The following is a 7060-nucleotide window of genomic DNA, read 5'->3' on the forward strand; positions in this document are numbered from 1 at the left end:
CTAAAAGAACTGTCATCAATTTGCATCAGGCCCGAAGCAGTTTATGGCCGTGTCTTGACATTGGATGCCGCGACTACGCCTTAATGCGCAGCGGGAAGCTTCGGGGAACAAGATGCGGTTTGATAAATTCGGGGCCGGCGCGCTCATCTCCACGCTGGCCCTGGCGGTCGGCGCTGGCCTGCCCGCGCGAGCCGCCGACCTGCCAAGCACAAAGGCGGCGCCGGAAGCGCCCGTCGCCGCTGGCGATCCCTGGAGCGGCTTTTATGTCGGCGGGTCGCTGGGCTACGGCTGGGGCGTCGGCCAATGGAGCGGTGCCGGAGCCGGCGGCTCTTACGGTCTGGCGAATCATGTCGACACATTCAACGAGTCCGGCAGCTTCCTAGCCAGCCTTCAGGGAGGCTATAATTATTTGCTGCCGCAGCGCGTTCTGCTCGGCGTCGAGGCCGATCTGACCTTTCCCGCTTATCCGCAATTCCCCGACGGCTATTCGACCGGCGGCGTGAGCGGTTTCGCCTCGCCGACGCTCGGGACCGGCAGCTACGGCGAAACCCTGCAATCGATGGGAACTTTGCGCGGCCGCATCGGCTATGCGCCCGGAAACTGGCTGATCTATGCGACCGGCGGTCTTGCCTGGGCGCGCAACACCGCGAATCTTTCACTCGATTCGGGCCTGACCACCGCGCCCGCGTTCTGGCGGCTCGGCTGGGCGGCCGGCGCCGGCGTCGAATTCCCGATCCTGCCGCACTGGACCGCCAATCTTGAATATCTCTACACCGGCTTCGGCGCCAAGAGCGTGTATGCGGCCGGCTCGGGCGAGAGCTTCAACCAGGATTTCAACCTGCAATCCCTGCGCTTCGGCGTGAACTATCATTTCGGCGGCGACGATACGGCCGACGACAAGGCCGGCGGGCTCGATCCCGACCGCTTCGCCTTCCGCGGCCAGGCAACCTTCACCGAGCAGATCTACGGTCCGATCCATTCGACCGTTCCCGACGGCGTCAACAGCCTGCCGGCCTCCGGCATGGGCCGCGAGACCTTCGACACCACCCTCTACGCCGGCGTGCGGCTGTGGCAGGGCGCGGAATTCTGGGCCAACCCGGAGATCGATCAGGGCTTCGGCGTCGGCAACACCCATGGCGTGTCGGCCTTCCCGAGCGGTGAATCCTACAAGCTCGGCTATCCCTTCCCCTACGCGCGCGTGCAGCGCTATTTCGTCCGCCAGGAGATCGACCTTGGCGGCGAAAAGCAGAAAATTGAAGCCGACCAGAACATTTTCGCCAACGAGGTCACCAGCGACCGCCTCGTCTTCACCGTCGGCAAGTTTGCCATCGTCGATCTTTTCGACACCAATAAATACGCCAACAATCCGAAGGGCGACTTCCTGAACTGGGCGTCGATCAACACCGGCACGTTCGATTACGCCGGCGACGCCTGGGGTTATACCTATGGCGCGGCCGCCGAATGGTACAAGGATCGGTTCACCGTGCGCGGCGGCCTTTTCGACCTGTCCGCCCAGCCGGCGGAAGGATATCCCAACGGCTACGCCTACGGGCTTGACCAGAATTTCAGCCAGTTCGAGATGGTCGGCGAACTCGAGGAGCGGCATGAGCTTTGGGGCCAGGCCGGCAAGGTCAAGGTCACCGGCTTCCTGTCGCGCGGCCGGATGGGCGAATTCCAATGGGCCGCCGATAACTGGAATAACGCCAATTTCATCAACACCGCCATCGCCAACAACACCACCGCCGCCGCCGTCGCTTTGGGCGCGGACCGCCAGTTCCGCAGCAAGCCGGGCGTGAGCCTCAATATCGAACAGGGCGTCACCGAGTCCGTCGGCGTGTTCCTGCGCGCCGGCTTGTCCGACGGCAAGGTCGAGGCCTGGGACTTCACCGACACCGATCGCGTGCTGCAAGTCGGCGTCTCCGTCACAGGAAAGGATTGGGGACGGCCGGACGACACCTGGGGCCTGCTCGGCATCCTCGGCGGTCTCGATCCTTCGCACGCGGCCTATTTCAACGCCGGCGGCCTGGGCATCCTGGTCGGCGACGGCCAGTCGCCTGTCCCAACCCCGGGACTGTTGCGCTACAGCCCGGAAAAGGTTCTCGAAACCTACTATAGCTATGCCCTGACCTCTTCGGTCAAGCTCGCCGCCGACTACCAGTTCGTCGCCGACCCCGGCTTCAACGCCAATCGCGGCCCGGCCAATCTGTTCGCCGTGCGCGTCCACTGGCAGTTCTGACGGACGCGACACACACCGTTCGATCTTCAATACCCGACAAACCGGTCCGCATCGCTTGCGGACCGCGCTGTCGCTCGCCCTTTCCTGAACCCATTGGATCGATCAAGCGTAACCCCGAACTGCGGCGGGGCGTCCCAACACGCCGATGCGCCGACCCAAAGGAGTGAATGCAATGCCCAGGAAACACAGGATCCTCGCGTGTCTCGCTTTAGCTTTTGTCTTTTTTGCCGCTTCGGACGTATTGGCTGCGAAACGGCAGTCGCAGTCGGCGGCCAGCGCCAAAGTCGAGCAACTCGTTCGGCTGATGGACAAGGATAAATAAAAAGGGTCGGATCTCCAAAGCCGAATTCCTGCAATTTGCCGCGGAGGAATACAAACGCATCGACACCGACCCAAGCGGCGGCTCGAACCGCGAAGGGTTTTCGCGCTCGCATCTCGCCAAGGGCCGGCATTTGGCCGAATATAACAAGGTCGCGCAGCTGATCGACCTGATGGATCAGCACCGGAACGGCGTCGCTTCGAAACAGGAATTCATGGCCTTTGCGTCGGCGGAATACGATCGCGTCGCCGCCGACCGGAGCGGGACGCTGACGCGCCAGGAGCTGTCAAATTCGGCCTTCGTCCATCCCCAGCATCGCCACCCCGGGGGCGTCGGCAGATAAAGCGAAGAGCGCCGAATCAGCGGCCTGTGCTGTCCTGCCAGAGTTTCCTTGCTCTCGGCGGCATGGGCGGGAAGACCATCGAGACCTGTTGTCAGGTCGGCGCTGACTTTCGACTACCAGTTCATCGGCTCGCCGGCTTATAATTACGAGCGCGGCCCGGCCAACATCCTCTCGGCCCGCTACCACGCCCAGTTCTGACCGGGCGCAAAATCGGGGTTGCGATGAAAACCATTCTCGTCACAGGCGCCACCGCCGGTTTCGGCGCCGCTTTCACCCGCCGTTTCGTGCGCGACGGCCATCGCGTCATCGCCACCGGGCGGAGGGTCGAACGTCTCCAGGCGCTGGCGGAAGAACTCGGTCCGTCCCTGTTCGCCACGCCCCTGGATATGACCGACACCAAGGCCATCGCCGAATTTCTCCCGGCCCTGCCGGAAGATTGGCGGCGCATCGATGTGCTGGTGAACAACGCCGGTCTGGCGCTGGGCCTGTCCCCCGCCTGGGAGGCTTCGCTGGAGGATTGGGACCGGATGATCGCCACCAATGTCACCGGCCTCGTCCATCTGACCCGCGCAGTCCTGCCGCAGATGGTCGAGCGCAATGACGGATTGATCATCAATCTGGGGTCGGTGGCCGGCGACTATTCCTATCCCGGCGGCCATGTCTATGGCGGCACGAAAGCCTTCGTGCGGCAATTCTCGCTCAACCTGCGCTCCGACCTCGTCGGCCTCAACGTCCGCGTGAGCAATATCGAGCCGGGCATGGTCACCGGATCGGAATTCTCCCAGGTGCGTTTCCACGGCGACGAGGCGAAGGCGGCGGCGGTCTACGCCGGCACGCAATCCTTGACGCCGGAAGACATAGCCGAGACCGCCGCATGGCTGGTCTCGCTGCCGCCGCATATGAACATCAACCGCATCGAACTGATGCCGACCGCCCAGGCGGGCGGCGGTTTCGCCATCAAGCGGGTGTGAGCGCGACTATAGCGTCTTGAGATATTCGATGAGGTCGTAGCGCTCCTCCTCGCTTAATCCGCGGCCGATCACTCCCGGCTTCGGACCGGCGTTGTCGAAGGAATGGCCGCCATTGCTATTGCCCGAAATCGGCTTGCCCTCGGCGTCGAAGGTGGAAAACAGCGTCTCGCCGACGGCGCAGCCCAGCTTGCCATTGTTCTGCGCGGCAAAGCCCACCGCTTTGGGATCGTAGTCGCTGGCGCCCAGGCAGAATTGCCGCGGACGCTCAGCAGCCGGACGCAGCAGCCAGTAGAGCGAGGGAACCGAGCCATTGTGCAGGAACGGCGCGGCCGCCCAGATTCCATTGAGCGGCCGGGCCCGGTAAAAGGGCTTTCCCGGCGCCGGGTTGGGGCAGTTCTTGCGCGCGCCTAAAATGGCGGCGCGGTCAGCCGGGGAAATCCTTTCGTCGTCCATCCATTTCTGCAGGACGCGATCCACCACCTCCATCAACGCATAAGCGAAGGGAATGCGCCGCGATTCGACGGCCGGAATCGCCGCAGCGCAGCCCCGGCGCTGATTGAAGTCGCGTTGCAGGTCAATCCCGAGAGCTTCCGGCATTTCGACCATGCGCGCGAGCAGAACATTGGCCTGAGCCGGATCGGTCCCAATTTCCCCGACGGGAATTTGCGGCAGGGCCAGGAATTTTTCCCGGGCCCCGCCGAGAGCGACCCAGTGTTTCGACGTCCAGAATTGCTGTTGTGGAAAGGCCTTGTCGAAATCGGGATCGTCAACGGGGCCGAGATGGCAGGAGGCGCAAAGCTCGGCATAAACAACGCGCCCGCGCGAAACCTTTTGCGGATCGACTTTCCACGCCGCGTCCCCAGGAAAAAGCGCGCTCGGCCATTTCGGCGCGGCGAGGCCGCCGAAGGCCGGTTTCGCGGAAGAAGCGAAGGGATTGGGCCCGCGCAGAAGATCCTCGATCCAGAACAGATTCTCGAACACCACATTCGAGCGGAACAGGTTTTTCGATTCCGCGCCATCGGCGAGATCGACCGGGGATTGGACGCCCAGCGCCTCGCCGGCGTTGCGGATCAGCGGATGTTCGATCGAGCCGTCATATTCCGCCCAGAGAAACCACGAGACGTTCCATAGCTGGGGGAAACGCACCGGCGCGTCGGTGGTGTGGTAATTGCCCGCGTGATCGCCAAGTTTCGCTTGCGCCATGTCCCAGAAAAACACCTGGTTGCCGATGCGGTTGAGCGCGTCGAGCCGACCGAGGCCCTCGTCCGTGTACTTCTGGCCGGCCGCTCGCTCGATTTCGCCAATTTTCGTTCCGACGGCGATAATCGCCGCGATGCGGTCGCCAAGCTTGCGCTTCAATTCCGCCTTTTGCGCCTCGCTGGCGCCGGCGCCAAGCACGCGTTCGGCGAAACGCTCGAAGCGGCCGGGCGCTTTCAGCGTATAGACCAGCGAAAGGACGAGAACCGACTGGAATTTGCCGAGATCGACCATGGCCGGGCCGCCGTCTACGCGCAGGGTCACGCCTTTATAATCGACATGGCCGGTGTGGCAGGCGGCGCAGGTCAGGCCGACGAAATCGGAATCGGGCCCCAGGGCGCCGGTCATCGGGTCCGGCGCGCCCTGCAGACGTGCGAAGCCGACCGGCAGGCGATCGGGATTTTCCGCCGGCCGCCAGGCAAGCGTGGTCGAGGGGGCGATGGCGGGCGGCTGCGGCGCATCGGTCTTGCCGAAGCCGTTGGCGCGCAGTTCGGCCTCGCTCGCGCCGGTCCTGGGACTGGGCACGAAGCCCATGCGCGCGAGATAGGCGCTGTCGCTCAATAGCTCGGGCTGTCCGATCAGCCAGATATAGGGCTGTTCCAGCGCGACGAACCATGAGTAGGGGATTGGGAAGGTTTTCGTGCCCTGGCTGGCGTGATGCGCCCATAGCCGATCCTCCAGCCGCCAGTTCTGGTCAAGCCAGAAGGCCGTCTTTTCCGGCCGCGCCTTGGGCAGGGGCGGCGGAATCAGGGGGCTCAACTGTCGGGGAATGATCTGCGGCGCATAGGTCGAGACCTGATCGGGAAATTCGACGAGTATCAAGCCATACGCTGCGGCAGCGGCTACGGCGCCCAGCAGGATCTTGCCCAGGGCCATGGCCACGCTCCCTGCGAGAGGGGCTATGAGCAGTCGCCCCATATTTCATTTTCGATTGGCTTCAGAACAACTCAAGGCGCCAGGGCTGTCAATGGCGGGCAATCGTGGAAGACAAGCGCAAAACAAACCAGCCGCCCGCGGGACGCGGGCGGCTGGCCGTATCGGGAAACTGACGGAAAAGCGAAAGATCAGATCGCGGCGTTGATCCATTTGGCCAACTCGCCCTTGGGCGCGGCGCCGACCTTCTGCGAGGCCACCTTGCCGTCCTTGAACAGCATCAGGGTCGGGATCGAGCGAATGCCGAGTTTGCCCGCCACAGCGGGGTTCTCGTCCACATTGAGCTTGACGATCTTGACCTTGCCGGCATATTCGCCGGCCAGTTCCTCCAGCGAGGGCCCGATCATCTTGCAGGGGCCGCACCATTCGGCCCAGAAGTCGACGACGACCGGCTCCGCGGATTTCAGAACGTCGGACTCGAAACTGGCGTCGGTAACTTTGGCGGTGGACATGAAAACCTCTCGGGAGACGGAGCAAATCCCATTCAAAGGAATGATATGAAGCGAAGGTAGGTAGCCCAGACTGAACCGTCAAGCGCGCCGGCGCCCGGTTCTGCTTGCGGGACGGCAAGGCGGCAAATTTCAACCGCAGCTTTTGGCCAGATTGCGCGCGACGTCCGGGCATCACCGCCGCACACGAAAGCAGCGTGGCCGCGCGGAGGCAGAAAGAATCAAGGAACCGGCACTCCCTTGGTCAGGAATTTTCGAGCCTTGTCGTTCCTGTGACGCAGGCCCTCGCTTTTGCCGCCAGTTCCCGCCGGTTGCCAGGCTGGGACGAGCTGATGCTTGCCCGGCCCGATCAGGTCGGCGCGGCCCATGCTCTTCAAAGCTTCACGCAACACCGGCCAGTTTTCCGCGTCGTGATAGCGCAGAAAAGCCTTGTGCAGCCGCCGCTGGCGCAGTCCCTTGATCGCCTCGACCTTTTCCGAAGCGCCATGCCGCACCGGCTTCAGTGGATTGAAGCCGGAATGATACATCGCGGTGGCGAGCGCCATCGGCGAA

At 63.4% G+C, this 7060-nt stretch carries 7 protein-coding genes; 4 read left to right on the top strand and 3 right to left on the bottom strand.

Annotation, left to right across the window (positions count from 1 at the left end; all coding sequences use genetic code 11):
- Positions 1-112: 112 nt before the first annotated feature.
- The 4 genes from ACLP2E_RS21400 (at position 113) to ACLP2E_RS21415 (ending at position 3869) form a co-directional block, all read left to right on the top strand.
- Positions 113-2236: a carbohydrate porin gene (locus tag ACLP2E_RS21400; protein ID WP_442467065.1), complete on the top strand. Its 2124-nt coding sequence runs from the start codon at positions 113-115 to the stop codon at positions 2234-2236.
- A gap of 452 nt (positions 2237-2688) precedes the next feature.
- Positions 2689-2898 (top strand): hypothetical protein, encoded by a 210-nt coding sequence (locus ACLP2E_RS21405; RefSeq protein ID WP_442463826.1) that lies wholly within the window; start codon positions 2689-2691, stop codon positions 2896-2898.
- Positions 2899-2946: 48 nt separating this feature from the next.
- On the top strand, positions 2947-3096 hold the full coding sequence (locus tag ACLP2E_RS21410) for a hypothetical protein (RefSeq protein WP_442463827.1): 150 nt from the start codon (positions 2947-2949) through the stop codon (positions 3094-3096).
- A gap of 23 nt (positions 3097-3119) precedes the next feature.
- Positions 3120-3869 carry an SDR family oxidoreductase gene (locus ACLP2E_RS21415; protein WP_442463828.1) on the top strand — a complete coding sequence of 250 codons (750 nt, stop codon included), beginning with the start codon at positions 3120-3122 and terminating at the stop codon, positions 3867-3869.
- A gap of 6 nt (positions 3870-3875) precedes the next feature.
- Here the strand turns inward: ACLP2E_RS21415 and ACLP2E_RS21420 are convergent, their stop codons facing one another.
- The 3 genes from ACLP2E_RS21420 to ACLP2E_RS21430 all read right to left on the bottom strand — a co-directional run.
- Positions 3876-6002: a di-heme-cytochrome C peroxidase gene (locus ACLP2E_RS21420; RefSeq protein ID WP_442467066.1), complete on the bottom strand. Its 2127-nt coding sequence runs from the start codon at positions 6000-6002 to the stop codon at positions 3876-3878.
- Between the two features lie 188 nt (positions 6003-6190).
- On the bottom strand, positions 6191-6511 hold the full coding sequence (gene trxA / locus ACLP2E_RS21425) for a thioredoxin (protein WP_442467067.1): 321 nt from the start codon (positions 6509-6511) through the stop codon (positions 6191-6193).
- 218 nt (positions 6512-6729) lie between these two features.
- Positions 6730-7060: DUF3362 domain-containing protein (locus ACLP2E_RS21430; RefSeq protein WP_442467068.1), on the bottom strand; the 331-nt coding region annotated here is incomplete at its 5' end.

Origin of the sequence: Rhodoblastus sp. (assembly GCF_052145335.1) — a bacterium.
GTDB lineage: Bacteria > Pseudomonadota > Alphaproteobacteria > Rhizobiales > Beijerinckiaceae > Rhodoblastus.

Excerpts from the sequence above, each read along its gene's own strand:
- ACLP2E_RS21400 (WP_442467065.1), top strand. The coding sequence starts at position 113 with ATGCGGTTTGATAAATTCGGGGCCGGCGCGCTCATCTCCACGCTGGCC.
- ACLP2E_RS21415 (WP_442463828.1), top strand. The coding sequence starts at position 3,120 with ATGAAAACCATTCTCGTCACAGGCGCCACCGCCGGTTTCGGCGCCGCT.
- trxA (WP_442467067.1), bottom strand. The coding sequence starts at position 6,511 with ATGTCCACCGCCAAAGTTACCGACGCCAGTTTCGAGTCCGACGTTCTG.
- ACLP2E_RS21420 (WP_442467066.1), bottom strand. The coding sequence starts at position 6,002 with ATGGCCCTGGGCAAGATCCTGCTGGGCGCCGTAGCCGCTGCCGCAGCG.